The sequence below is a fragment of the Verrucomicrobia bacterium S94 genome, from assembly GCA_004299845.1.
In the GTDB taxonomy this organism is placed as follows: domain Bacteria; phylum Verrucomicrobiota; class Kiritimatiellia; order Kiritimatiellales; family Pontiellaceae; genus Pontiella.
The window spans coordinates 1,882,333-1,907,838 of record CP036201.1 but is presented as its reverse complement, the minus strand read 5'-3'; the positions used below and the strand labels follow the sequence as shown (position 1 = coordinate 1,907,838).

General features: G+C 49.2%; 18 protein-coding genes. 15 read left to right on the top strand and 3 right to left on the bottom strand.

What is annotated here, in order from left to right:
• Nucleotides 1-5 precede the first annotated feature (5 nt).
• The 11 genes from EGM51_07970 to EGM51_07920 all read left to right on the top strand — a co-directional run bounded on the left by EGM51_07970 (nt 6) and on the right by EGM51_07920 (nt 15,211).
• A complete protein-coding gene (locus EGM51_07970) occupies nt 6-911 on the top strand; it encodes a glycosyltransferase family 2 protein (protein ID QBG47326.1) in 906 nt (301 codons plus the stop codon).
• 72 nt (nt 912-983) lie between these two features.
• Nucleotides 984-2,198, top strand: a complete 1,215-nt coding sequence (locus EGM51_07965; GenBank protein ID QBG49275.1) for a glycosyltransferase family 1 protein — start codon at nt 984-986, stop codon at nt 2,196-2,198.
• A gap of 9 nt (nt 2,199-2,207) precedes the next feature.
• A complete protein-coding gene (locus EGM51_07960; protein ID QBG47325.1) occupies nt 2,208-3,068 on the top strand; it encodes a glycosyltransferase in 861 nt (286 codons plus the stop codon).
• Between the two features lie 33 nt (nt 3,069-3,101).
• A complete protein-coding gene (locus EGM51_07955) occupies nt 3,102-4,262 on the top strand; it encodes a glycosyltransferase family 1 protein (GenBank protein ID QBG47324.1) in 1,161 nt (386 codons plus the stop codon).
• Nucleotides 4,259-5,227: an NAD(P)-dependent oxidoreductase gene (locus EGM51_07950; protein QBG47323.1), complete on the top strand. Its 969-nt coding sequence runs from the start codon at nt 4,259-4,261 to the stop codon at nt 5,225-5,227. Before EGM51_07955 ends, EGM51_07950 begins: the two co-directional genes overlap by 4 nt.
• Nucleotides 5,228-5,257: 30 nt before the next feature.
• Nucleotides 5,258-6,274, top strand: coding sequence for a glycosyltransferase (locus EGM51_07945; GenBank protein QBG47322.1), 1,017 nt, complete (start codon nt 5,258-5,260; stop codon nt 6,272-6,274).
• Nucleotides 6,275-6,424: 150 nt separating this feature from the next.
• Nucleotides 6,425-8,809 carry a DUF2961 domain-containing protein gene (locus tag EGM51_07940; protein ID QBG47321.1) on the top strand — a complete coding sequence of 795 codons (2,385 nt, stop codon included), beginning with the start codon at nt 6,425-6,427 and terminating at the stop codon, nt 8,807-8,809.
• 55 nt (nt 8,810-8,864) lie between these two features.
• Complete coding sequence (locus EGM51_07935; protein QBG47320.1) at nt 8,865-10,469, top strand: hypothetical protein; 1,605 nt, start codon at nt 8,865-8,867, stop codon at nt 10,467-10,469.
• Nucleotides 10,469-11,434 carry an NAD-dependent epimerase/dehydratase family protein gene (locus EGM51_07930; protein ID QBG47319.1) on the top strand — a complete coding sequence of 322 codons (966 nt, stop codon included), beginning with the start codon at nt 10,469-10,471 and terminating at the stop codon, nt 11,432-11,434. The genes EGM51_07935 and EGM51_07930 overlap by 1 nt, the downstream gene beginning before the upstream one ends.
• An 89-nt stretch (nt 11,435-11,523) precedes the next feature.
• On the top strand, nt 11,524-13,692 hold the full coding sequence (locus EGM51_07925) for a hypothetical protein (GenBank protein QBG47318.1): 2,169 nt from the start codon (nt 11,524-11,526) through the stop codon (nt 13,690-13,692).
• Nucleotides 13,693-13,777: 85 nt separating this feature from the next.
• On the top strand, nt 13,778-15,211 hold the full coding sequence (locus tag EGM51_07920) for an exopolysaccharide biosynthesis polyprenyl glycosylphosphotransferase (GenBank protein QBG47317.1): 1,434 nt from the start codon (nt 13,778-13,780) through the stop codon (nt 15,209-15,211).
• A gap of 54 nt (nt 15,212-15,265) precedes the next feature.
• Here EGM51_07920 and EGM51_07915 read toward each other — a convergent pair whose 3' ends face one another.
• The gene (locus tag EGM51_07915; GenBank protein QBG47316.1) at nt 15,266-17,188 is read right to left on the bottom strand and encodes a GHMP kinase; all 1,923 of its coding nucleotides are present in this window, start codon (nt 17,186-17,188) and stop codon (nt 15,266-15,268) included.
• Nucleotides 17,189-17,304: 116 nt separating this feature from the next.
• On the opposite strand from EGM51_07915, the gene EGM51_07910 reads away from it, so the two are divergent.
• The 3 genes from EGM51_07910 (at nt 17,305) to EGM51_07900 (ending at nt 21,137) form a co-directional block, all read left to right on the top strand.
• The gene (locus tag EGM51_07910) at nt 17,305-18,552 is read left to right on the top strand and encodes an amidohydrolase (protein ID QBG47315.1); all 1,248 of its coding nucleotides are present in this window, start codon (nt 17,305-17,307) and stop codon (nt 18,550-18,552) included.
• A 414-nt stretch (nt 18,553-18,966) separates the two neighbouring features.
• Nucleotides 18,967-20,658 carry a dihydroxy-acid dehydratase gene (ilvD, locus tag EGM51_07905; GenBank protein ID QBG47314.1) on the top strand — a complete coding sequence of 564 codons (1,692 nt, stop codon included), beginning with the start codon at nt 18,967-18,969 and terminating at the stop codon, nt 20,656-20,658.
• 71 nt (nt 20,659-20,729) lie between these two features.
• A complete protein-coding gene (locus EGM51_07900) occupies nt 20,730-21,137 on the top strand; it encodes a hypothetical protein (GenBank protein QBG47313.1) in 408 nt (135 codons plus the stop codon).
• A gap of 356 nt (nt 21,138-21,493) precedes the next feature.
• Here EGM51_07900 and EGM51_07895 read toward each other — a convergent pair whose 3' ends face one another.
• Both EGM51_07895 and EGM51_07890 read right to left on the bottom strand, forming a co-directional pair.
• On the bottom strand, nt 21,494-22,366 hold the full coding sequence (locus EGM51_07895; protein ID QBG47312.1) for an AraC family transcriptional regulator: 873 nt from the start codon (nt 22,364-22,366) through the stop codon (nt 21,494-21,496).
• 99 nt (nt 22,367-22,465) lie between these two features.
• Nucleotides 22,466-23,956, bottom strand: coding sequence for a DUF4976 domain-containing protein (locus tag EGM51_07890; GenBank protein QBG47311.1), 1,491 nt, complete (start codon nt 23,954-23,956; stop codon nt 22,466-22,468).
• 481 nt (nt 23,957-24,437) lie between these two features.
• Here EGM51_07890 and EGM51_07885 point away from each other — a divergent pair, with 481 nt between their 5' ends.
• Complete coding sequence (locus EGM51_07885) at nt 24,438-25,451, top strand: aldo/keto reductase (GenBank protein ID QBG49274.1); 1,014 nt, start codon at nt 24,438-24,440, stop codon at nt 25,449-25,451.
• The last annotated feature ends 55 nt before the right edge of the window (nt 25,452-25,506 follow it).

Below are 25,506 nucleotides of genomic sequence, written 5' to 3'. Positions count from 1 at the left end.
ATGGTATGAAAAATGTGGCCATAATAATCCCTGTATACAATCGTGTTAAAGTTACTTTGACCTGTTTGAATCACCTGGCAGAATGTCGGATTTTTGACTGGGCGGATGTCATCGTGGTGGATGATCAATCAACGGATGGAACTGCGGATGCGATATGCAGTCAATTTCCTCAGGTAATTTTGTTAGAGGGGAATGGCGACTTATGGTGGGCGGGTGGCATCAATATGGGGATGCAATATGCTTATGATTTTGGTGCTGAGTATCTGCTTTGGTTGAATGATGACTGTGTGCCTAGAGGAAATGCAATATCAGCCCTTTATAAATACAGTTTGAAGCATGATGTTATTGCGGTAGGTCAGGCTTTTTGTCCTTCGGGACATTATTATGGGGGGCATAAAAAAACATGGTTGGGATTGAGGCTTTTGTCTTGTTCTGAAAGCGATGTTGTTCCCTGTGATGCATTTGGTGGGAATGCGGTTTGCCTGCCCCGCAAAGTGGTTGATGCGATCGGATATCTCGATGCCAAGCGCATACCAATGGCTCCCGCCGATGCAGATTATGGGCTAAGGGCACGGCGAAAGGGGATTCAAGCTTTTGTTGTAGGAACGGCTCGATTTGAAAATGATGATAACTTGAGCGATGAGCAGCAGTCTTGGTTGCTTGGTGATATTCCGCCCGCTAAAATTTGGAACGGTTTTTTTGGGAAAAAAAGTTCTCGCTCATTTGGTCCAATGTTCACTTTTTATTTAAGACATTGGGGGCCGTGGGGGGGTATTTTGTTTGTAACACCATATGTGAAGTTTCTTCTGATCGCATTTGTCCGAACATTGGTTCCCGTTTCTGTATTGCGCAAAGTTTATGGGGCTCGCTCTAAGGCGTGGGGCATTCACAGTCACTATCGAGCTGATTAGGAAAGTTCTTTACGGATTCGCAATACATACAGGTGAAGCCCTGTACATATAAAAAATTGAAGGTTTTGAATGATACGAATTTTAATGGTTCATAATTATTATCAGCAACGGGGTGGGGAAGATGTTTCGATGGAGTCCGAAGTCGCCTTGTTGAAGGAGCATGGACATTCTGTGGAGCTGTATAGCATGCATAATGATTCAATTGGCCGAATTGGACGTTTCCGCATTGCCTTCCGGACCATTTGGTCGGTTACGTCGTATCGAGAGATCAAGCGTATTATTTCTGAACAGCAGATTGAGGTCATGCATGTTCAGAATTTTTTCCCGCTTATTTCACCATCAGTTTATTTCGCGGCAAAAAAGTGCGGAGTGCCCGTTGTGCAATCGGTTCGAAACTATCGTTTATTTTGTTTGAATGCTTTTTTTCATAGAGAAGGTAAGATTTGTGAGCTCTGCTTTAATAAAACTTTTGCTTGGCCGGGGATAAAGTACGCATGCTATCGCGACAGTAAATTGGCATCATTTGTAGTCGCCAGCATGCAATTCACACACCATCATATTTTGCGTAGCTTTTCCAAAAAAGTAGACTATTTCATCGCATTATCTGCATTTGTTAAAACCAAATTGTTAGAGGCAGGAATTCCACAAGAGCGGATAATTGTTAAACCAAATTTTGTCAACCCGGATCCTGGGCGGGGAGATGCGGATAAAAAACGTTTCGTTTTTGTCGGGAGGCTTTCGCCGGAAAAAGGAGTGAATACTTTACTCGAAGCCTGGGAGACGCTCTCTGCACAGGGACAGTTGCAGGGGTATGAGTTGGTTATTATTGGAGATGGCCCCGACCGGCAGGCACTCGAAATGAAGGTTGATTTAAAATCGATCAAGTTTATGGGGCGGTTAGATGCGGAGGAAACGTTGAATATAATTGGAGAATCAAAATGTCTCATCTTTCCTTCAGAATGGTATGAAACATTCGGGAGGGTAGCCATTGAGGCTTATGGAAAAGGGGTGCCGGTTATTGCCAGCCGTATTGGGGCTATTGAAGAGTTGATTCAAGATGGGAAAACTGGGCTTCTTTTTGAGGCAGGGAATGTTCAATCTTTGGGTGAGAAATTGGTGTTCGCATTAGAAAATCCTCGTGAGATGGAGGCGATGGGTAGAGCTGCGCGTTTACTTTTTGAGGCAAAGTATTCCGCTGGAGCTAATTATCATCAGTTGGTGGGGATTTATAAGAAGGCTATGAGGAGACCTGATGAGAGGCAAGTATATAGAGGGACTATCGATTAAGAAGTCGATATGCTGAAATTAATTAGGGTGTGGAAAATGTCTTTTATGAAAAAGAAGCGAAAACAAACTCCATTCCGAGATGCGGAGGGTTATCATCGTTTCCCTGTAGGAGTGGTTTCTCTTTCTTCGATGACGTTGGAGTCCGCAGGTGATCGAGTTTTGGGTTGGATTGAATCAGGAGTCAGGCATCATGTGAATTTCTGTACAGCGGATACATGTGTGTATGCATATGATCACCCCGAGGTTGCGGAAATTATTAATAATGCGGGCATGGCGACTACCGATGGGATGCCGTTGGTTTGGATGGCTCATTTTTATGGTCTGAACAAGAGTAAACGTGTGTATGGTCCAGATCTCATGCTGGATCTTTGCAGGAAAACCAATGGAAAAAATATTTCCCATTTTTTTTATGGAGCTACGGATGATGTTTTGGAGAAGCTGAAAGCTAATTTGCTTCGTCAGTTTCCACAGCTTAAGATTGCGGGAATGTATTCTCCACCTTTTCGACCTTTGACAGATCAAGAGGAGGAGAGTGTCGTTAATATGATCAATGAGTCAGGGGCTCATATTGTGTGGTGTGGTTTAGGTACGCCCAAACAGGATTATTGGGTTGGTAAGTTTGCTCCTAGGCTCAATGCAAATGCTTTGTTGGCCGTTGGAGCGGCTTTTAATTTTCATGCAGGAAATATTCGTCAGGCTCCACGTTGGATGATGTCTTGTGGGTTGGAGTGGTTGTTTCGGCTTTGTATAGAGCCCAGGCGTTTATGGCGTCGGTATTTAATAGGCAATCCGCGTTTTATCTGGTTAGTAATTTGTAAAAATCTGCTTCCAACAGTTTTTCCCGTTTTCCGGAGGTCTTCTGGTGCATAATTTGTGTTCCGAATATTTGGGACTGAATTTTGAATGATGCGAATTCTCTTTTTTCATAATGGATGTGACCTTTACGGAGCCTCCAGATCTTTGCTGAGACTGTCGTCTCGGTTACAAGAGGAAGGGCACGATGTTCACGTTATCTTGCGGGATGAGGGACCTTTATCGGAATGCCTGGCTAGCGCGGGGATTCCCGTTTTTCACTCGATACGCAATCAATTCATCGAGCGCGCAACATGGTCTTCGCTACGGGGGAAATTGAAATTCTTGACAGGCTTTCTTCCTTCATTTTTGTTCTGCATGAAGATGATTCGAAAATTTCGTCCCCATGTGATTCATGTTAATGCGGCTTTGTTGCCTATTGCTCCTTTAGCAGGGCGTATTTGCCGGGTTCCGGTGGTTTGGCACATGCGGGAATCTTTTTCTGAATTCGGTAGGCTTTGGTGGGGGTATCAAAAGCTGATCGGTTTGTTGGCGGGGCGTGTGATTGCGGTTTCGAATGCGGTGGCGGATCAGTTTCAAGGTGCGGCTGCCCATAAGGTTCAAACGATTTACAATGGGTTTCCTTTGGCGGAGTTCTCTGTTGTTTCCGAGGATCGGATTCGGGCTTTTCGAGAACGTTTTGATTTGAAAGATGATTTGACGGTCGGTGTGGTAGGCCGCATTAAATTTGAGCGTAAGGGCCAGGAGTATTTAGTTGAAGCTGCTGCCAGACTTAAACCCGAATTTCCACATGTACGCTATCTGATTATCGGCAGTCCTTTTCCGGGGAATGAGGTGCACCGGAAACAGTTGGAGGAATTGATTGTTCGGCTGGGTGTTGAGAATCAATTTATTCTGACGGGGGATGTTGAGGATATTAAAGCGGCGTATGCCGCGCTGGATGTTTCGGTGGTGCCGTCTGGTTTGCCGGAGCCTTTTGGCGGCGTGGTGATTGAATCGATGGCCATGGGGCTTCCTGTTATAGGAACAGATATCGGGGGGACAGCTGAGCAGATCGTTGAGGGTGAAACCGGTTTTCTGGTGCCGGCCAGGGATTCAAATGCTCTGGCTGAGGCGATGGGGAAACTGCTGACTGATGAAAAGCTTCGAATTCGCATGGGGAAAGCCGGGCGTAAGCGGTTTGAGATGAATTTTGAATTTGAAGCGTTTTATTCGAAGATGATGCAGGTTTATAAAGAGGTGATTGGGTGAGATTGCTTTTGACAGGAGGCTCGGGATTTATCGGAACGAACCTGATTCATTTTTATCGGGAGTCGGCGGATGCCATTTTGAATTTGGATATTGCGGAACCTTTGAATCCTGAAGATCGGGCATTCTGGAAACGTGTGGATATTATGGATGCCTCGATGCTTTCTGCATCTGTTGCTGCATTTGCTCCGACGCATGTGATTCATTTGGCGGCCCGGACGGATTGTGTTGAGGATGTGGATGTTCATGTGGAGTATGATGTAAATATTACAGGTACACAGCATGTGCTGGAGGCGATCAAGGCATGCTCTTGTATTGAACGGGTAATTATTACTTCTTCTCAATATGTCTGTGGCCCGGAACATTTTCCTGAGAATGATACTGATTATGGTCCGCATACGGTTTATGGCCAAAGTAAGGTTATTACGGAGCAGTTGACACGGGAGGCGGGGTTGAATTGCATCTGGACGTTGATCCGTCCGGAAAATATTTGGGGGCCTTGGCATATGCGCTATCGTTCCGAAGCCTGGAGGATAATTCGAAAGGGGCTTTATCTGCATCCGGGGGGGAAGCCTGTTATCCGTTGCTATGGATATGTGGGAAATATTATTTGGCAGATGGATGAAATTTTTAAAGCTCCGAAGGCTCAGGTGCATAAAGCTGTATTTTATGTGGGCGACCGAGCTGAAGATATTTATGACTGGGTGAATGAATTTTCGTTACAGTTGACCGGTAAAAGGGCGCGAAAAGTTCCTCGGTTTTTTTTGCAATTGATAGGATGGGTCGGGGATGTGATTACGGCTGTTACGGGTAGAAAGTTTGCTTTAACTTCTTCCCGGTATGAAAGTATGACACAGGATTATCTGACTCCGATTGAAAAAACCTTTGATGTTTTCGGAGAGCCGCCTTTCAGCCTGAAAGCAGGCGTGGAAAAAACGGTTCGATGGCTGCATGAGTATGATGGGTGAATCGGCTGTATATTTTGGAATGGGGTTTGTGTGTTAGATAAAGAACATACTGAGCGGCGACGTACTAATGTGTTGGGTGTCGGGGTGTCTTCTCTCAACATGAATGATGCGGTTCAGGATTTGTTGGTTGCCCGGGCTCGGGGTCAGAAGGGATATGTTTGTGTGACCGGAGTGCATGGGGTGATTGAGTCGCAACGTGATCCTGAGTTGCGGAAAATCCATAACCGATCTTTTTTAACGGTGCCGGATGGTATGCCAACGGTTTGGATGGGCCGGGAACAGGGGTTTACAAAAATGGGCCGGGTGTATGGGCCGGATTTAATGCTTAGGGTTTTTGAGGCGACTGCTAATCCTGTGTCGGGCCGGAGTTGTGAGGGGATGGATCGGCAAGGGTTAAAGCCTGAAGCTGAAGGCGTTAAGCGAGGTTCGGGGGCGTTGGAATCGAACTACCTCTATCCCTCTCAGGATGAAACGGGGGGGTTGGATGTTGGTGCTGCTGTGGAGGATGAAATGATGAAGTCTCCTCGATTGCGCACCCATTTTTTATATGGCGCAACCGAGGAGGTGTTGGTCCGCTTGAAAAGAAACCTGGAAACCCGTTTTCCCGGGGTTCAGATTGTCGGTATGTATGCGCCTCCATTCAGAGCCTTGAATGAGGGGGAGGAAGAGGAGCTCCGGAAAATCGTTTCTGAATGTAAACCTGATTTTTTCTGGGTAGGACTTTCGACGCCCAAGCAGGAAAAATTCATGTCGAGTCATGATCCCCGTCTGTCTGATCCAAATTATAGGCCTCATCGTTCCGGGTTAAACGAACACCCTTTGGAGGCCGGCATTATGCTTGGGGTTGGAGCGGCGTTTCCTATTCATGCCGGATTGCAGAAGGATGCGCCGGAATGGATTAAAAATTCCGGGTTACAGTGGCTTTATCGGTTATGTCAGGATCCTAAACGACTCTGGCGACGGTACCTTTATATTGTTCCGGTGTTTCTCTGGCTGGCGACGCTTCAGGTTTTAGGAATTAAAACGTACGAAATATCCTCTGAATGAATCAGGGCGTTCATTCTTTTGAATTTTTCGTGAATGACCGGATGATGTTGTTTTCTGCGAATAGGGTTTGGTCGATGGAAAAGTGACTCTGTGTCGTTGTGCCGTCATTTTTCCGGAAGAATATAAATTGTGGATACGGGGGAATTATAAATGGGGAAGGTGTTTTGTGTTTTTTCGGCGTGGATTACTTTGTTAGGAGGTGCCTGGGCGGGGATTGGAAATTATGGTTTGGCCGCCTTGGAGCACATTGAAGAACTGCCTTTAATTCGTCGTGGTGTGTCTGCCCATCAGGTTTCAAGTTTTGAGCGGAATGGGGGAAATGCAGATCGCAATAGCTGGCTTTATCGGGATGATCAGGGCGACTACGTGATTTTTGATGAGATTGGGGCGGGGTGTATTTATCGAATTTGGATGACACATGGTGGCCCTCATCCAGATTATAAAGAAAATTATGCATCCAACACCTGGGTAAAAATTTATATCGATGATGATGTTGTTCCCCGTTTTTCGTGTTCTATAGCGGATCTGTTTTCCGGAACCGTTGATCCTTTTATAAAACCGTTTGTGGGAGATAAAAAAGACTCGAGCGGTGGGTTGTACTCCTATGTTCCGATTGCATATGCGACTCGGTGTCGTATTACGTTGGATGATATTCCCGGTGAGGAGATGCGTCAGGCATGGAGTGATGATACGTATTGGATGTATTATAATATAACCTATCATCGATTTTCGTCTTCTGATGAAGTGGTTTCATGGACGGGGACTGAAGATAATGAATCGGTTCTGGCTCAGTTTAATGCCGTTGGACAGGACCCGAAGCCGACGGATGAAAATATATATTATGCGGGCGAGTTGACGCTTGGGGCGGATACGAACTGTTTAGTTGCTGATTTAGAAGGAAGCGGTGTCGTAAACAGTTTGGTGTTTGAGATGCCGGTTATTAATAAGCAGAGCTGGTCAAATCTTTGGTTGTCTGTCACTTGGGATGGGCAGATCGAATCTTCGTGGTCGGTGCCTTTGGGAGAATTTTTCGGATCCGGGTTCGGACAGGTGTCGGTAAACGGTTTGATGGTCGGGATGAGTAATCGGACCTGTTATTGTTATTTCCCGATGCCTTATTGGAATTCAGCAACGATCTCTTTGGAAAACAGAGGAAGTTCTGCTGTGGGCAATGTTCCGTTCCGCATTGGGGTCGGAACAAATCAGTTCTCTTCACAGCTCGCCGGTTATTTTATGGCTCATCATGCGGTCGGTTCGTATACAAACGGCATTATCACATCCGATTTTATTGCTTTGAATGAAGTGGGCCGAGGGCATTATGTCGGCATTAATCTGGCAAGTACGGGGGGCGAAAAATCAGGAAATAACGGATTGGCTTTTCTGGAAGGGGATGAGCGGTTTTATATTGATGGATGCCTGACCCCTCAATTGCATGGAACGGGGAATGAGGACTATTTTAATTGCGGGTGGTATTATAATCAGGGTTCCGATTTATTGCCGTATCATGGGACGCCAATACGCTCCAATCCTTTTAGTATGAGTGCGGAGAATAACTGGATTAGTGCGTATCGGATTCATGTGGGGGATGTAATTCCCTTTAATTCTTCTATTAAAATCGGGATGGAGCACGGGAGGGTGAATGAAGTGGGCTGCAGGATGTCTTCGGTGGTCTATTATTATAAGCAGCTTGGGCAGTCCTCCGGTTTATCACACTGCGGAAACATTGATCTGGGAAATGCCGAAGATGAGGCGTTATCTGAATATCAGTGTTATGGATCCAATGAGGGAAGTGTTACAAATACCTTCTCTTTTACGGGAGATCATCAGGACGTTTTTCTGGAGAATACGGGGTATATTTGTACCGGTTCAACGTTTGCAGTGAATATTCCTTCAATGAACGACGGATTATTGATCCGCCGTATTTTTGATGCCGGAAGTGGTCGGCAGAAGGCGCGTGTTTTTGTGGATGATGCGGAGGTCGGTGAATGGTACTTTGCTGATGCCGGTTTTTCGAATGAGGTGACTCGGTGGGTACAAGGGGAATTTTATGTCCCGTTTGAATATACTGCCGGTAAAACCCGTAGTGTTTTGCACTTTGAAGCGGATGAAGGGATGACCTGGAATGAATATGCTTACGCTGTTTATGCTATAAATCCTTTAGTTGCTGCGAATGACATGGATGCAGATCAATTACCGGATGCATGGGAAACAACTTATTTTAATAATATAAGCTGTGCTATGAGCGATGCGGATGATGATGCCGATGGGATGCGCAATATGGATGAGTTTATTGCAGGAACTGATCCCGTTGACCGGTATTCATATTTTTCCATGAGTCTGAATGAGAGTTCGCTTTCTTACAACGTTATCAGTGGGCGCATTTATACCGTGTTTTTTTCAACCAACTTAGCGGAAGGTGCAACGGGATGGAGTGCTGTTCGTACGAATTCAACAACGACTGAAGGCATGATTCAGGAGAATGAGTTGGTGGATACTGATCAGGGATTTTTTAAGGTCAGAGTGCGTCTGCCATGATGCCTGGAAGTCTGTTGGGCAACTTGGCAGGACTTTTCGCAGCTTGTGATTCCGCATGTTGCTCGAACGCCGGATTGAGATTGATATGAAACGTCTTTTTTACATTCTGTTATTCGTCGGGTCGTTTCTGTTTTACTGGGAAACAGGAAATAAGATAGAGAACCGAACGGAAGCAGAAGACGTATTTGAATATGCGTTAATGGTGGAGCAGGGAAGTGAGCACCTATGGTTTTATCACGAGCATCATCTTTTGTATGCACCATTGATGCGGTCGGTTTTTACGGCGGCGGGAACATTAGGCTATGAAGGGCGGGCAATATCCGTGATGCGCCTGTTCAGTGCGCTTTCTGCGGCCGGGACTTTATTTTTCTTTTTTTTATTCTGTTATAAGCGGTACAGCCTGCGTCCTGTCAGCTCTCTGATTTCCACTCTTTTTATGGGGGTGAGTTATGGGTTCTGGCGGTATTCGGCTGAATCGGAAATACCGCTTATAGCTTCTTTTTTTATTACAGCGGCATTATACTATTCTACAGATGAGGTTTTGGGGAAACGCAGTTTTATCTTGTCGGTAATTTTTTCCATTGCAGCGGTGATGATGCATATCATGAATGCGATTGCGGTTTTTATTGCAATTCCTGCATTTTATTTGGTTCAGCGCCGACCGAAACTTATGAGTCTGCATATCGGTTTGAGTTTTCTTTTCATAAGCGGGATCTACTTTGTAACCGATCAGCTGGTTCATATACATCTCAGCGGACGAACTCAGTTTTCGATGATCGGATTAGGCAGTTTGGTTAAGGCTGCGGTCGGTTTTTTCCAGTGTCTTATTTCTAATGAGTTTTTGCTGGGATTTCGGTCAATAAGGGCTTTTCTTGGGGAGTTGTTTGCCGGACGTATGTTACAGGAGGAATTCTACCTCGGTGTACGTCTGTCCCGTTATCATGTTCTTTTTTCCACATGTACTTTTTTTCTTTTTTTCGGAGTGTTCGCCGTGTGTATCGGCCGGGCGGTATGGATTTGGAAAAATATCATTTCAGAGAGGAAACGATATAGACTCCCTTTCGGTATCCGGGCATTGATTCCCCCCGCTTTATTTTTTTCAGGTTATGGTTTCCTGCTTCTGTTTATAGAACCCGGAAATCCGGAGTTGTGGGTAATGGGAATGATGCCGTTTTGTCTGTTGCTGTGCGGTGTGGTATTATTGCCTTTAACCGTTGATAACCGTCTCTGGTTACCGTTTCTGATGACGGTGCTGCTGTTTGTTCATAATTCGGGCGCGTTACAGCAGCTCTATGATGCGGATAAAGATTATCAGCAGAACAAAGCGGAAAGTGTATTGAAAATTGCCCGGGCATCCGATCTGGTGGTGACTGCGGGAAATCCGGTTTTTGAACGGTATTTAAGATATCATTTCAAAGGAGATGTGCTTTATTTACACGAATGGTCTGAAGATAGGCTGCTTGCATTTGAACTTCCGGAGACAGAGGGTGAAGTCTTTATTTTGGGTGACGTGTTTAATCAACCCTCGTCATTACGAATTCGTTTTCCACGAAAGACCGCTGCTATTGAACAGTTTTCCAATGTGATTAAAGAGCATGTCCGGCTTGTTGAGGATGATCCGTTTGGTGGAGTATATATTTTAGAAAGGCAGGGTAATTGATGAAAAAAGCATTGGTATGCGGAGCGGGCGGTTTTATTGGCGGGCATTTGGTTAAGCGACTGAAAAATGAAGGATATTGGGTTCGGGGAGTGGATCTTAAAAGGCATGAATTTTCTGCCGTACCTGCGGATGAATTTATTGTTGGAGATCTACGTGATCCGCGACTGGTGGCTTCAGTAGTAGATGAAGGGATAGATGAAATATATCAGCTGGCTGCGGATATGGGAGGAGCAGGATATATTTTTACCGGCGAGCATGATGCCGCAGTAATGCATAATTCATCTCTCTGTAATCTGAATGTGGTGGAAGAAGCTGTGCGGAAAAAAGTCGGCAAAATATTTTATTCTTCTTCGGCCTGTATTTATCCGGAAACGATACAGACTGATCCCGATAATCCGGGTTTAAAGGAGGTGTATGCTTATCCGGCTCAGCCGGATTCGGATTACGGTTGGGAAAAACTGTTCAGTGAACGGCTCTATATGGCTTATGCCCGTAATTATGGGATCGAGGTGCATATTGCCCGGTTTCATAACATTTTCGGACCCGAAGGAGCGTGGTCCGGCGGTAAAGAAAAAGCCCCGGCAGCCATGTGTCGTAAAATTGCCGAAGTAGAAAATGGCGGAGAGATTGAGGTGTGGGGTGATGGGAAACAAACGCGTTCGTTTCTGTATATTGATGAGTGTCTTGAAGGGGTACGGAGGCTAATGGAATCCGACTGTATGGATCCGGTGAATATTGGATCGGATGAGATGATATCGATTAACGGTTTGGCTGAAATGATTGCAACTATTGCGGGGAAAGAAATTCATCTGAAGCATATTCCGGGACCGCTCGGGGTGAGGGGGCGCAATTCAGAAAATTCAATGATTCGGGGGAGGCTTGGCTGGGCTCCTTCTCTGCCATTGCATATCGGTATGGAAAAAACATATGCATGGATTGAACAACAGGTTCGGGGCTGCCGGTAAGCTATGGATCTGCGTTAAAGCGCACACAAAAGTTGTGTGCGCTTTTTTTGTGTTCCAATGGAAGTGAATCCGTTTAAATAAATATCTATATGAGTTCGTTACTTCTTCTGATTATTACAATTGTCTGTTTCCTGCTCTACGGTGTGGTCGGTCAGGATAAGCATCTGCTGCTGGCTCCGGTTTTTGTGGTCGGGCTGTTTGCGGTGGCGGCGGCGCTGCTGCGGGGGGCGGCGGGGGCGTTCCGGCGGGCGGATGAGCGGGAAGCGGATGTGAAATTTCCGGTTTCGTCATGGCTTTGGGTGCTGTTTGTGTTGTGGGGTATGGCCATGATTCCGGATGCGTTGATGACGTTTGAGGCCAAGGTGCGGATGCTGTTTTTGGCAACAGTCATCGGTTCTTTCATGGTCTGGGGACGGGAACTTACAGCCTTTAAGGATAATCGTATTATTCTCGGCGTACTGATTTTTATCGTCATGCTGCTGGCGCTGTACGGTATGATTATTCATTTCAAATCGCCGATGTCCATTCTCTGGACGGAACGGTATACGGATCATTATCTGACTTCTTCAAAACGGCTGGCTTCGACGTATATCTGTCCCAATCATTTTGCGCATCTGATGCAGATGCTGCTGCCGTTCTGTCTGGCGCTGCTGTTTATTCCTCAGAGCGGGATCTATTTGAAAATTCTGGCGGCGTACAGCTTTGTGGCGATGCTTCCGCCGCTGTTTCTGACGGAGTCGCGTGCGGGCTGGCTGGGCAGTATTGCCGGGGTCGGGGTTGTGCTTTGTCTGATGGCGTTGCGGAAAAGTAAAAAACTGTTTGCGGGGCTGGTGATTCTGGTGCCGCTCTCTTCTGTGCTGCTGCTCGTGGGAGCCTGGCGCTATTCGGAGACCTTCCAGCGGCGCATGGAGCCGGTGGTGGAATTTATTGAGGGGCAGGCAAAGGAAGGGATCGGCAGCGATGCGCCGGATTTCCGTCCGCAGACCTGGATGGATACGCTGGATATGATTTCGGCGAATCCAATGACGGGATACGGGCCGGGATCTTATCGGTATGCTTATCCGGAGTTCAGGAAGCGGTTTAAAGGGAAGCGAATTCTGACGGGACATCCGCACAATGAATATCTTGAGCTGATTTCCGAATTCGGTCTGGTCGGGTTCATTCTGTTTGCACTGGCCTGGCTGTGGGGCTGCCTTTGGCTGCTGGTAAAGTCGCTGCGGGCTGAGGAGACGCGTCATGCCTTTATGGGTTTTGCGTTTCTCGGGGCGGTGGCCGGTACGATGGTGCATTCATTCTTTGATTTTCAAATGCATGTTTTTCCGAATGCCATGATGTTTGCGCTGCTGGCGGCGCTGGCAGTGGGGCCGATTGCGGGGTCGGACCGCAGATCGAAGCATTCAGAAAACCGCAGAAAGAACCGGTCGCAACGTCGAGTCGATGATGGGGATGAGCAACGTGCTGATGCTGAGCGAAGAACGGCCGGAAAACGCAATGTGTTGAGCGGTATTTTTCAAGGGATACCGGCTTTGGGATTTCTTCTGCTGGCGATTGCGGCTGTGCCGGTGATGGGGTCGGCCTTTTTCAATGCTGCGGGGGATTATATATCGGCGAAACAGTCTGACCCGACGGGGAATGCAGAGCGCATTGCTGAAAAATATCGAATGGCGGTCAGGCTGGCACCGGATAACTGGAAGGCGCATCGCGGCCTGGGGCAGATCGCGCATGAAGAGTGCCGTCACTGTCTGGTTCCGGATGAAAAAATCGCCTGGGCGGAAAAAGCTCGGGATGCTTTTGAAGAAGCGGTCGTGCATAATCCTAAAGATCCTGAGTCGCTGATATCGCTGGGGCGAACATTAATATTTCTGAGTCGCTATCATGCTCCTGATGCCCGGGAGTTTGAGCGGGATACAGTGCTGGAATCCGCAGGGCTGCAGCTGATTCGTGAAGCTTGTAATTACCGGAAGTTCAACGATGAATACTGGTGGATTCTGGGAGCGGAACTTCGTAAAGCGGAGGCGTTTGAGGCTTCGCTTGCGGCCTTCCGGCATATGGAGACGATCCGGCGTTCTCCGTCATCACGCAGAAATATCCAATGGCTGGAAAGGCAGCTGCGGGGAGAGAATGATCCGGCTTCTGAAGCTCCGGCACCAACTGAAAAAGTTGATGTGAAAGCTGTGATTAACCAGTTCTCCGGCGAGCCGGAAGAGGCGGAGGGTGACCGTTCGCTTGATGAGCTCTTCAGGCTGATGGAGCATTAGTCGTTAACATTATTTGTAATCATATTAGTTGATCTAGTATATTGTACTAGTTTGGTATGAGTTTTTCAATATTCAGGGAGTTTATTTGAAAAAAAGTATTGTTAATGTTGATTCTGCGGGAGCGAAACCATCCAGTTATTACCGTCGTGCCGTATTCAATGCCATGGCCGTGGCCTTTTCCGATGCGTTTGTGGTGAGTATTGCGGTTGTATGGGCAAAGCTGATTCTGTTATGGATCAATGATCTGCCGCTAAAATTGGAACATGGGTATCTGATTGTACCGGTCTGGCTTGTTATTGCTGCGGTTTTCCGGCTGCTGCCCGGCTGGGGCATCGGGGTGGTGGATGAGCTCCGCCGGATTCAGTATGCCTTGTTCATCATGCTGACCCTTGTTCTGGTTGCTTCGTTTTTTGCCAAAGTAACCATTGTTCAGAGTCGTATCGTTTTTCTTTTCACCTATTTGTTCAGTGCGGTGCTGATTCCGCTGGGACGGGCGTTCATGCGCGGTTTTATTATCCGGCATGCTGCGTGGGGCGTCCCGGTTTCGGTGTACGGGGACCGCCGATCGGTGATAACGGTGATTGATGCGCTGCGTGGGGAGCCGGGGCTTGGCTATATTCCGGCGGCCGTTTTTTCGGATGAGGCGGCGCAGGGGTCGATTATTCGCGGGGTATCCGTGAGGGGAGATCTTCATAACATCACCAGCAGAACACCGGTAGCGATTGTGACTTCGGGAACGCGGCGTTCCCGGCATCAGGTGGTCGAAATGCTCGAAGGACCGTTGGCCTATTACCGCCGGGTCATTCTGATTCCTGACCTGGAAGATGCGCCTTCGCTCTGGGTGGTTCCCCGCGATCTGCAGGGGATTCTGGGACTGGAGATTACAAAAAATCTGCTGAATCCGTTTTCCCGGTTTTTTAAACGGTTTATGGATCTGGTGCTGGTTCTCGGGACATCGCCGTTATGGGCTCCGCTGATGCTTCTGCTGTACATTCTGATCTGGCTGGAGGACCGGGAAAATCCGATTTTTCTGCAGAAACGTGTCGGTCGGACGGGGGGGACGTTCCGTACCGTGAAGTTCCGGACCATGGTGCCGAATGCTGAAGAAGTGCTGGAACGTGCGCTGAAAAAGGATGCCGCACTGAGGGCGGAATGGGAAAAGCACTTTAAGCTGAAGAAGGATCCGCGGATAACAAAGGTTGGAAATTTTCTGCGAAAAACCTCGCTGGATGAAATCCCGCAGCTGTTCAATGTACTTCGCGGAACGATGTCATTGGTGGGGCCGCGGCCGCTGCCCCAATACCATTTCGATGAACTGCCGGAACAGGTCCGTTTTCTCCGTGATAAGGTGCAGCCGGGTATTACCGGTCTCTGGCAGGTTTCCGGCCGGAGTGAGGCCGGTACCGCCGGCATGGAAAAATGGGATCCGTACTATGTGCGGAACTGGTCCATCTGGCTTGATGTCGTTATCATCTTCCGTACGTTCAAGGCGGTCTTTAAACAGGATGGTGCATATTAAGATTTCCGGGCCTGTGCGGAGGATGAGTTCAGTTCAGTAAACAGGAAACTCGTGCTAACTGTTCTGATACTCGATCAGGGTCTGACGATAATCTTCCGGATTTCCAATGTCGAAACGCCGTCCTTTAATCCGCAGACCGAGGAAGCCTTCCTCCTGGCGCAGTCGGTCGAGACAGGAAGTCAGCTGAAACGCGCCGCCTTCGCGAACATTCCGTGAAATATGATCCTCCAGCAGCTGGAAGATGTGCGGGGTGAGAATGTACTGCCCGAAAATGGCGAGGAAATGACCTTCGGGAACGCCCTGTGTATCCAGATGTTTGCGGGCATATTCCACCGTCGGTTTTTCCACAAACTCCGTGATGGAAAGCATATCGCAGTCCGATTCCCAAATGCCGGTGGCACAGCCGAAGTGTTTGATTTTTTCTTCCGGGGTTTCCCGCAGGCCGACCACGCTTCGACCGGTTTTTTCATACACTTCAATCAACTGCTGAATGCAGGGTTTGTCGGTTTCTGAAGCAAATAGGTGGTCGCCCAGCATCAGGATGAACGGTTCGTTCCCCACCCATTCTCTGGCCGAATAGACCGCGTGTCCGAAGCCTTCCTGCCCCTCCTGCACGATGAACGAAACTTTATTTCCGATGTCCATGATGTGCTGCATATAGCGCTGGTCTTCCTGCGGCAGTTTGTGCAGATGTTCAATCGGCAGTCGCTGATGAAAAAAATCTTCGAACAGTTCGCGGTCCGATTCCTGAATAACAATGCCGACTTCGTCGACACCTGCATTCAGTACCTGTTCAACAATCACCATAATAACCGGTTTGGCGCGGCCGTCGTGATCAATGATCGGGAACATTTCTTTCTTCAGTGTTTTGGAAGAGGGGAAGAGCTGGTCGCCGAAACCGGCGGCCGGAATGACCGCTTTGCGGAGCTGGTTGACGGATTCAATATCCAGTTTCATGCAGGGCATCTGCAGGTCGCGTTCGATAATTTCAATCACCTTGTCCTGAGCTTCCCGGTTTTTAACCAGAAACTGTGCGGTGCCGTCGCCCTGCGAGCCGACGCCCTTTCCGCCGAGGATGTAGTTCTGAATCGGTTCATAGGCCAGCAGTTTATGCAGTACGGGTGATGTCAGCTGGGAAGGGCAGGCCGGTTGCAGATGTTCATCGAACCTGGCCTGTGCTTCTACCATAAGCCTGCCGACGGTTTCCGCATCGCCGTGACGGATGGCTTCTGCAGCACGGGCATTTATATCGGCATTGATCGGGCCGAGGTATTCCTGAACCTTTTTCTGGGTTTCATTTTCAGCGAAAGGATAGCACTGATTCAGTTTGGCGAGGATTTCGACCGTATCCTTGTGCGCTTTCAGATCAACGATGACGTAATGGAGCGGAACCGGAACGTTCAGTTCCTCTACGTCGAGCCGGTCGCCGTCGAAGGTCATTTTGACGGGTCGGTTTCCGTATGCGCAGCCCTGGTCCAGGCGGCCGCAGCGAGACGGCGTTGTAATTTCGCCGAGATAGGCGTATTCCATTTCCCCGCGTACGGTCATTTTCAGATCATAGATCCGGTTGAACGCCCGCGCCACCAGCACGGTAATGGCTGCCGAGGAGGAAAGCCCTTTCTGGACCGGAAGGTCGGTGTGGTAATTATCGATTTCCAGGCCCCGGACGCGGTAGTGGGTAAGAATCTGATAGGCCACACCGGCGGCATAGCTGGCGAATCCGCCTTTAACCGCTTCGTTCAGCAGGGCATCACGCTCCATAGGGAGTTCAATGGGCTCTGCCCGACGGCCGTCTTCAAAACAGGCTTTGAGAATCAGTTTATCCGGATGCGGTTTTACTTCGGCATACAGACCCTGATTGGTTCCCACGATCAGTGCCGTACCTTTTTCGATGTCTGCATTTATGCGGCGGTATCCGCCTGCCCAGTCGGAGTGCTCTCCAAAAAGACAGATTCTGCCCGGAACAAATAGCTTCATGAAATTCCCCTTATCCAAAACCTAATTAAAGCCATGGTTTTTCAGTGGTTGGAAGCCAAAAGGGGAATGACTATTTGCGGCGGGGTGTTTAGAGTTTCCGGTGATTGGAGAATTGTATGAGTTTACTGATTAAAAATGTAGAGCTGAACGGGGCGTGTACAGATGTTCTGATTAAAGGAAACCGCTTTGAGTCCATTGCTCCGGATATTGAAACCGGGGCGGATGAGGTGCTGGACGGGAAGGGAATGGCGATTATTCCGGGGCTCATCAATATGCATACGCATGCTTCGATGACGCTGCTGCGCGGTTATGCTGATGATCTGCATCTGCACGACTGGCTGAACAATCATATCTGGCCGCTTGAAGCCGGAATGACGGAAGAGGATATTTACCACGGGGCGAGGCTGGCCTGCCTGGAGATGATTAAATCCGGGACAACCTGTTTTGCGGATATGTACTGGCACTATCACGGTGTGGCGCGTGCCGTTGAGGAAATGGGGCTGCGCGCCGTACTGTCATCGGTATTCATCGATCTCAACGATGAGGGGCGGGCGGAAAAAGAACGTAAACTTGCGGAAAAGCTGTATGGAGAATCTGTACGCTATTCCGACCGCATCGGTTTTTCGCTGGGGCCGCATGCCATTTATACGGTTTCCGAATCATCGCTGAAATGGGCGAAGCGTTTTGCCCGTGAACACGGACTGCTTTTTCATATCCACCTTTCGGAAACGGAGAAAGAAGTGGAGGACTGCCTGGCGGAGCATGGGCTGGGGCCGGTCCAGTGGCTTGAAAAAAACGGTGTGCTTGATGAGCAGACGCTTGCCGCACATGTTGTGCATGTAAGCGACGAGGAAATCGGGATTCTTGCGGATCGCGGTGTGCAGGTGGTTCACAATCCGGGATCGAATATGAAACTGGCTTCCGGCAGTTTCCCGTTTCAGAAGATGCTGCAGGCGGGGGTGAAGCTTTCACTGGGGACCGATGGTGCGTCTTCGAACAATAATCTCTGTATGCTGGAGGAGATGAAGCTGGCCGCGCTGCAGGCTAAAGTGGTTCATGCTGATCCGACGTTAATGCCGGCAAAGACGGTGTTTGATATGGCTACGGTTAACGGGGCTGAAGCGCTGGGGCTGGAAGCGGGCGTGATTGCGGAGGGGCGGCTGGCCGACTGCGTTCTGGTGGATCTGGAGAATCCGCGCCTTGTTCCCGGATACGATCTTATTTCAGATATGGTCTACAGCGCGGATTCATCGTGTGTTGATACGGTGATCTGCAACGGTCGGGTGGTTATGCGGCATGGTTATGTCGATGGCGAAGAAGAGATTATCGCCGCGGCACGTACCTATAAAAAAAGGTTCCAATGACTGGATCCCGGGAGGAGGATTTTTCCAGCCATTGGAACCACGGGAGAATATCCCTTTTTTAAATCAGATTAATCGAATGCCACGATGACCATCAGACCGATCATGGCGATTCCCGTCAGAGCCATTGAAATTTCCACTGCAACAATTGACCACGTTTTCATATTAAGCTCCTTCTTTTAAAAGTTACTTTCGCACTTTATGCAAAAAATGCGCCAACTTTACGGGGAGTTGGCGAATGGCGGTTGATTTCAGGTAAAAATACCGGTTTCAGCCTATGGAACTTTTTTCCGGTTTCCGGAAAATGCGAATTTACGGGAGCCCGGAAAGCACCTTTTCTCGTAGGTGAAATACGGTTTAATGGGTTGCAACCGGATGAAAGCCTTTTAAACTGCCGTTAACCTCGGAGGGCAATATATGAGCGCAAGAAAATTCGGGAAAGAGCAGCGATCGTATTCATCCACCATTGTCGACGGTGTAGAGCGGGCCCCCAGCCGGTCGATGCTTCGTGCGGTGGGATTTTCGGATGCCGACTTTAAAAAACCGCAGATCGGCATCGCGTCCACCTGGAGTATGGTGACCCCGTGCAATATGCACATCAACCGGTTGGCTGATGAGGCGGAAAAGGGGGTTTCCGTTGCCGGCGGCAAAGCAGTGCAGTTCAATACGATATCTATTTCCGACGGCATTTCCATGGGCACTGAGGGGATGAAATATTCTCTGGTTTCGCGCGAAATCATCGCGGATTCTATTGAAGCCGTTACGGCCTGCGAAGGGTTTGATGGCGTGGTGGCTTTCGGTGGGTGCGATAAAAATATGCCGGGCTGTCTGATGGCGCTGGCCCGGCTGAACCGACCATCGGTTTTTGTATATGGCGGAAGCATTAAACCCGGGTGCTATTGCGGAAAGGATGTGGATATTGTCTCTGTATTCGAAGCCGTCGGGCAGCATGCCAAAGGCGAAATCAGTTCAGCGGAGCTTGCGGAAATCGAACGCTGTGCCATTCCGGGTGCGGGATCGTGCGGCGGCATGTACACGGCCAACACAATGGCTTCAGCCATTGAGGCGCTGGGGATGGCGCTGCCGAACAGTTCTTCGCGCGTAGCGGTTTCGAAGGATAAAAAAGAGGAGGCGCATGCTGCCGGGCGGGCGGTGATGCATCTGGTGGAAAAGGGGATTAAACCCTCCGATATTCTTACGCGGACGGCATTTCTCAATGCCATAACCGTGGTTATGGCTTTGGGAGGATCCACCAATGCGGTGCTGCATCTGCTGGCTATGGCCAAAGCGGCCAAGGTCCGGCTTCGGCTGTCCGATTTTACTGCGGTTGGAAAAAGGGTGCCGGTGCTGGCGGATCTGAAGCCGAGCGGAAAATATGTGATGAATGATCTGGCGCAGATCGGGGGGGTGGCTCCGTTGATGGCCCGACTGATGAAGGAGGGGCTGATTGATGGAAACTGCATGACGGTTACCGGTAAAACACTGAAGCAGAATCTTGCTCTGGTGAAGCCTTATCCGAAAAAGCAGGAGATTATCCGGCCCATGAACCGTCCGGTTAAAAAGGAGGGGCATCTGGTCATTCTGAAAGGGAACCTGGCTCCTGACGGAGCCGTCGCTAAAATTTCGGGTAAAGAGGGACTTTTTTTTGAAGGAAAAGCCGTAGTGTTCAATTCCGAGGAGCAGGCGTTGAAAAAAATTCTCGACGGTTCAGTTAAGGCGGGGCATGTGGTGGTGATTCGTTATGAAGGTCCACAGGGCGGACCCGGTATGCGTGAAATGCTTTCGCCGACATCGGCGATTATGGGGCGCGGGCTGGGTAAAGAGGTGGCGCTGATTACCGACGGTCGGTTTTCCGGCGGAAGCCATGGTTTTGTGATCGGTCACATTACGCCGGAAGCCTATGTGGGCGGTCCGCTGGCACTGGTGAAAAACGGGGATATTATTTCCATTGATGCTTCCAGACGTTCTATTGAGGTAAAGCTTTCGGCAGCGGAACTTTCCCGGCGTTCAAGCGCCTGGAAACAGCCGCGTCCGAAACATAAAACCGGTGTGCTGGCCAAATATGCCAAGCTGGTCGGGCCTGCTTCTGAAGGGGCGGTGACAGGTTGATTTCCAATCTCCGGAACTTCTTTCTTTTTCCGGAAGGGGCCTTCGCCTAACTTCAGTGACGGAGACTGATTATGAAAGTTGAAGTTTTTGCACTTTGCGATGCTGCCACCGATAACCACGGAAAACTGAATCTGCTGGGCACATTCGATCAGATTTATGCGGCCCGGCTTCCGGTTGTTCATCCGGCCTGTGCCATTGCGCTCCGGCTTCGGTTCGATAAAATGGAGGAGGGTCGGCATGCCGTAAAGCTTCAGCTGGTGAATCCAGACGGGATTCCGGTTTTTCAGACCATGGAGGGGGAGGTTCATCCCCGGATGGGGTCGGATATCGGTTCGGTGGCGGTGAATCTGATTCTCAATTTCCAGAATGTGAAATTCGATGAGTTCACCGATTATCAGATCAATCTTTCCATTGATGATGTGGCGATGGCCTCGCTTCCGCTGCGCGTCCGGAAAATGCAGCGCCCAACTCCGGTATAGCGGTTTGCTGAATGATAATGCGCGTTGCCGTACGTTTTTTTGAAGTGCAGGTGCAATTTTCTGAATAACCGGTCATTTTACCTTCGGAAACACCGGAACACACTGCGCCGGGTGATGGACGGGAAGCGGAGCGCAGAGTGAATCACATTTTATACCATTTACTAAAACATTCCGGTCTTAACGACAGCGTTATTCCGCGCAGAGAGCGCGGGCCGTTTATGACGGAATTTCTCTGCGTCCTCGGCGCCTCTGCGAGGGATCAAATTTATACCGGATAGTTTTAACGTTTGGTATTATAAGACACTCCGGTGTCTGCGGCGCGCAGGTTTTCTCCTCTTTTCCTGTGCGCCGTTTTTTTATCCCTGTCGTCGGGCTGCACGGGTGAAGGTTTCGGGCGGGATTCCGTAGACGCGTTTAAAAACGCGGGAAAAATGGTAGGGATCGGGAAAGCCCACCTGCTCGCCGACCTGTTTGATCAGAAAATCACCGCTGCTGAGCAGGTCGGCGGCCTTACTCATTTTCAGGCGGGTCAGCAGCTGGAGAGGAGATTCTTCGGCAAACCGCTTGAAAAGGCGTGAGAGATAGGCCTGATCAATAAAGCAGGCTTCGGCGGTTTTCCCGATGTTCGGCAGATCAAGGTAGTTGCGTTCAATGTATTGGCGGCATCGCATATAGGTCTGCCACGCGGGCGAAAATGCGGCATCGGCATCCATGGAATTATCGTCGGCCGTGAGAATGAGCTGGCGCAGCAGCAGGGCGCAAAGTTCATTCCGGTTCCGGCTTTCGGTATTGCCGGTGGTGATGAGGTTTTCGAAGATGTTCCGAATGCGGAACGGGCGGGAGACAAAGAGCGGTTCTCCTTTTGCAAAACCGGTGCGTTTCAGAAGAGCAGCCAGCGAGCTGCCTGTGAAGTCGATAAAATGCTTCAGCATGGGGTTTTCGGCATCGGTTTCGATGATGTGCTTTGTTCGCGGTCCGTAGCAATAGATGGCGCCGGGGCGCAGCGGATAGGTTTGATTGTTTATGGTGAGGGATCCGCGGCCGGACGAGACAAACTCAATGGAGAAAAAGCGGAAGCTGTTCCGTTCAATGCGGTAACTCGGTGCGCACTGTTCGCGGCCGCCGCAGACCACAACTTCGGTCGCGTCTTTTTCCGGGGTTAAATTGAGGTAGTAGTATTCCCCCGAACTGACCTGTGTTGAAATGAATGGGGCGGTTGTTTTTTCCATATGATCTGCCGGGTTTTGTCTTTCTGGTGCCGGTGAAATCTGCGGGATTCAACGGTTTCCCGCAAATCTCTCCGGAAACCTGTATTTAATGTCCGTTTTTTACGGGGAGGATGCTTTCTCCCAGCTTCCAACGGGATCATCATAATCGAGCGGATCGTTCATTGCAGTGCTTAAGTTCTGCAGTTCGGTCTGCAATTCATGGATTTTTGCGGCATATTCCGGATTGGCGGAAAGGTCGTTCATTTCCATCGGGTCGGCTTTCATGTTGTAGAGCCGGTTTTTATTGATCGTTGGATAGTGAATCAGTTTCCATCCGTTTTTACAGATCATGCGCTGGAGGCCTTTGTAGGCCCCGTAAATGGAATCGTAGTGCCGGGTTTCCGATCCGTCCAGCAGCGGAAGCAGGCTTTTGAATTCCACGTAGTCCGGTACCGGTTCGCCGGCGATCTCCAGAGCGGTTGGCATGGCATCCTGCAGGTAGATCGGTGTGTCGTTGCTGGCGCCGGGTTTTACATCGGGTCCGACAATGAGGAAGGGTACGCGTACGCTGTGATCATACATATTCTGTTTGCCGATCAGTCCGTGGTGGCCGACAGCGAGGCCGTGGTCGGCTGTAAATACAATATAGGTGTTATCGAGCTGACCGGTATCTTTCAGGGTTTGAAGAACGCGGCCGATCTGGTCGTCCATGTGTGTGATCAGGGCGAAGTATTCCTGACGATGAACTTTTACGGCGAATTCAGTGCGGGGAAAAGGGGCCAGTGCGGCATCCCGCAGGTTTTTTCCGCATCCGATTTCGTCCTTGAATTCATATTCCGGTCTGAAATTTTCCGGAAGTTTAATGCGGTCGAGGGGATAGCGGTCGATATATTCCTTCGGGGCCTGGCGGGGATCGTGTGCGGCGTTGAAGGCCAGGTAGATAAAGAAGGGTTTGTCCTGCTTTGCGGCATCTTTCAGAAATTCGATGCCGTGGTCTGCAACGACTTCGCTCCAGTGTTTTCCGCCTTTCCAGTATCCGCCGTTTGATTTATCCCACGGTTTCCAGCCGTTTTTGTAGTCCTCTTCGTCAGCGGGCCGAAAGTAGCCGTAATAACGGGGTTTGGTTCCGTCATCCGATCCTTTGTTCCAGAAATCTTCCGGCATGCCGCCGCGCGGATCTTCTACAACATCGAAAACCTGTGACGGAGGAACATTCACGTGCCATTTCCCGGTCATATAGGTTTTGTAGCCCGCTTTTTTCATTTGCTGCGACCACATATGCTGTGCATCGCGCTCGCGGGACATTTTAAAATTACTTTTTCCCAGCCAGCAGGAATTCCATAAAAAACGGCCGGAGTTGAGCATGGCCCGGCTGGCGGCGCAAACAGCTCCGTTATACGCGCCCATATTGTAGGCATGGGTGAAACTGGTGCCTTCCTCAACGAGGGTGTCGAGGTGAGGGGTATCAATATCCAGCATGCCGTGGGCACCGATGGTTTCGTAGGAGAGGTCGTCGGCGAAAATAAAGAGGATATTCGGTTTGTCGGTTCCGGCCTGTGCGGTGACTGTGCTCAGTGTCAGGAGGGCTGCGGCTAATATAATCCTGTTCATAACGGGATCCTTTCTGCATTGAATATGAACAATAGGGGTAGGTTTTTGAGGGGAGATTCTACGTTGAAAAAAACGGTTGTGAATCCGGATTAATTAATAAAAAGGAGAGGTTCCGGAATTTCGGCTGGACAGATTTTTTAATGAATTTTCTGAAGGCGGACCTCCTTTTGATCCGGTCAAATTTAGATAAGAGACCTTTTCCGGCATTATTTGGGCGAAAATAAAGCCTGATGCGGTTTTTTCTTTTGTTTTTTCATGCTTATTCCTTATCCCTGAAAATCAGGGTATTATTGATATTGAGTTATATAAAGTCAAATATATCCATTATGCAGTCAAGTTGATACATTGGCGGAAGCGATAGGTATCGTTAACTTATATCCTTCATATGTGCGGTGTCTGCACCGCGCAACGTTTTGAGAGAGTAACGTTAACCAACCAGAAGGAGGGCTTTATGTCCGAAGAACTGAAAACTACATTCGTAATGGCCGAAGACGGTGTCGATCCGAACATTGTTCCGAAAAAGAAACTGAATAACGGCGAGGAGATTCCGGCTATCGGTATGGGCACGTTCGGTTCCGACCGTTTTGATAACGTGCAGATTGCCAATGCGGTGGTCGGCGCGGCGGAATACGGCCAGCGTGCGTTCGACTGCGCTTCCGTATACGGAAACGAAAAGGAAATCGGTGTTGCACTGAAAACCATTCAGGACGGCGGCGTTCCGCGCGAGGAACTTTATATTACTTCCAAAGTCTGGAATGATGCGCATGATCGGGTGATTGAATCGTGCAAACAGTCGCTTGAAGATCTGCAGCTGGATTATCTGGATCTTTATCTGGTTCACTGGCCGTTCCCGAATTTCCATGCGAAGGGTGTTTCCGTGGATTCGCGCGATCCGAATGCGAAACCGTATATTCATGAAGATTTCATGAAAACCTGGGCGCAGATGGAAAAGCTGGTTGAGATGGGACTTGTTAAATCCATCGGTACTTCCAACATGACGAAGGCTAAGATGGAGCTGCTGCTGCGCGACTGCAAAATCAAGCCGGTCGTTACAGAAATGGAGATGCACCCGCACTTCCAGCAGACGGAACTGTTCAACTATTATGTTGAAAATGAAATTCAGCCGATTGCCTTCTGCCCGATCGGCTCCCCGACCCGTCCGGACCGCGATAAAACGGAAAACGATACCGTGGATATCGAAGATCCGGTGGTGAAGAAAATCGCTGAGCGCCTTGGCGTGCACCCGGCTGTGGTCTGCATTAAATGGGCGGTACAGCGCGGCCAGATTCCGATTCCTTTCTCGATCTATGAAGCGGAATACCGCAGTAATCTGAAGTGTGCGCTTCCGGATTACATGCGCATTACCGACGAAGAAATGGCCGAGCTGGCAACGATCGATAAAAACTGCCGCCTGATCAAAGGTCAGGTATTCCTCTGGGAAGGTAGTAAGGGGTGGGAAGACCTCTGGGACGAAGACGGCACCATTGCCCAGTAGTTATCAGCCAAGGGAAGAAAACGGAACCCGGCTCCGGCCGGGTTCCAACCTGTTT

Bases quoted from the DNA above. Each gene is read 5' to 3' on its own strand.
- EGM51_07885 (QBG49274.1), top strand. From the start codon at position 24,438: ATGGCCGAAGACGGTGTCGATCCGAACATTGTTCCGAAAAAGAAACTG.
- EGM51_07955 (QBG47324.1), top strand. From the start codon at position 3,102: ATGATGCGAATTCTCTTTTTTCATAATGGATGTGACCTTTACGGAGCC.
- ilvD (QBG47314.1), top strand. From the start codon at position 18,967: ATGAGCGCAAGAAAATTCGGGAAAGAGCAGCGATCGTATTCATCCACC.
- EGM51_07935 (QBG47320.1), top strand. From the start codon at position 8,865: ATGTTGCTCGAACGCCGGATTGAGATTGATATGAAACGTCTTTTTTAC.
- EGM51_07915 (QBG47316.1), bottom strand. From the start codon at position 17,188: ATGAAGCTATTTGTTCCGGGCAGAATCTGTCTTTTTGGAGAGCACTCC.
- EGM51_07970 (QBG47326.1), top strand. From the start codon at position 6: ATGAAAAATGTGGCCATAATAATCCCTGTATACAATCGTGTTAAAGTT.
- EGM51_07960 (QBG47325.1), top strand. From the start codon at position 2,208: ATGCTGAAATTAATTAGGGTGTGGAAAATGTCTTTTATGAAAAAGAAG.
- EGM51_07910 (QBG47315.1), top strand. From the start codon at position 17,305: ATGAGTTTACTGATTAAAAATGTAGAGCTGAACGGGGCGTGTACAGAT.
- EGM51_07895 (QBG47312.1), bottom strand. From the start codon at position 22,366: ATGGAAAAAACAACCGCCCCATTCATTTCAACACAGGTCAGTTCGGGG.
- EGM51_07890 (QBG47311.1), bottom strand. From the start codon at position 23,956: ATGAACAGGATTATATTAGCCGCAGCCCTCCTGACACTGAGCACAGTC.
- EGM51_07930 (QBG47319.1), top strand. From the start codon at position 10,469: ATGAAAAAAGCATTGGTATGCGGAGCGGGCGGTTTTATTGGCGGGCAT.
- EGM51_07900 (QBG47313.1), top strand. From the start codon at position 20,730: ATGAAAGTTGAAGTTTTTGCACTTTGCGATGCTGCCACCGATAACCAC.
- EGM51_07925 (QBG47318.1), top strand. From the start codon at position 11,524: ATGAGTTCGTTACTTCTTCTGATTATTACAATTGTCTGTTTCCTGCTC.
- EGM51_07940 (QBG47321.1), top strand. From the start codon at position 6,425: ATGGGGAAGGTGTTTTGTGTTTTTTCGGCGTGGATTACTTTGTTAGGA.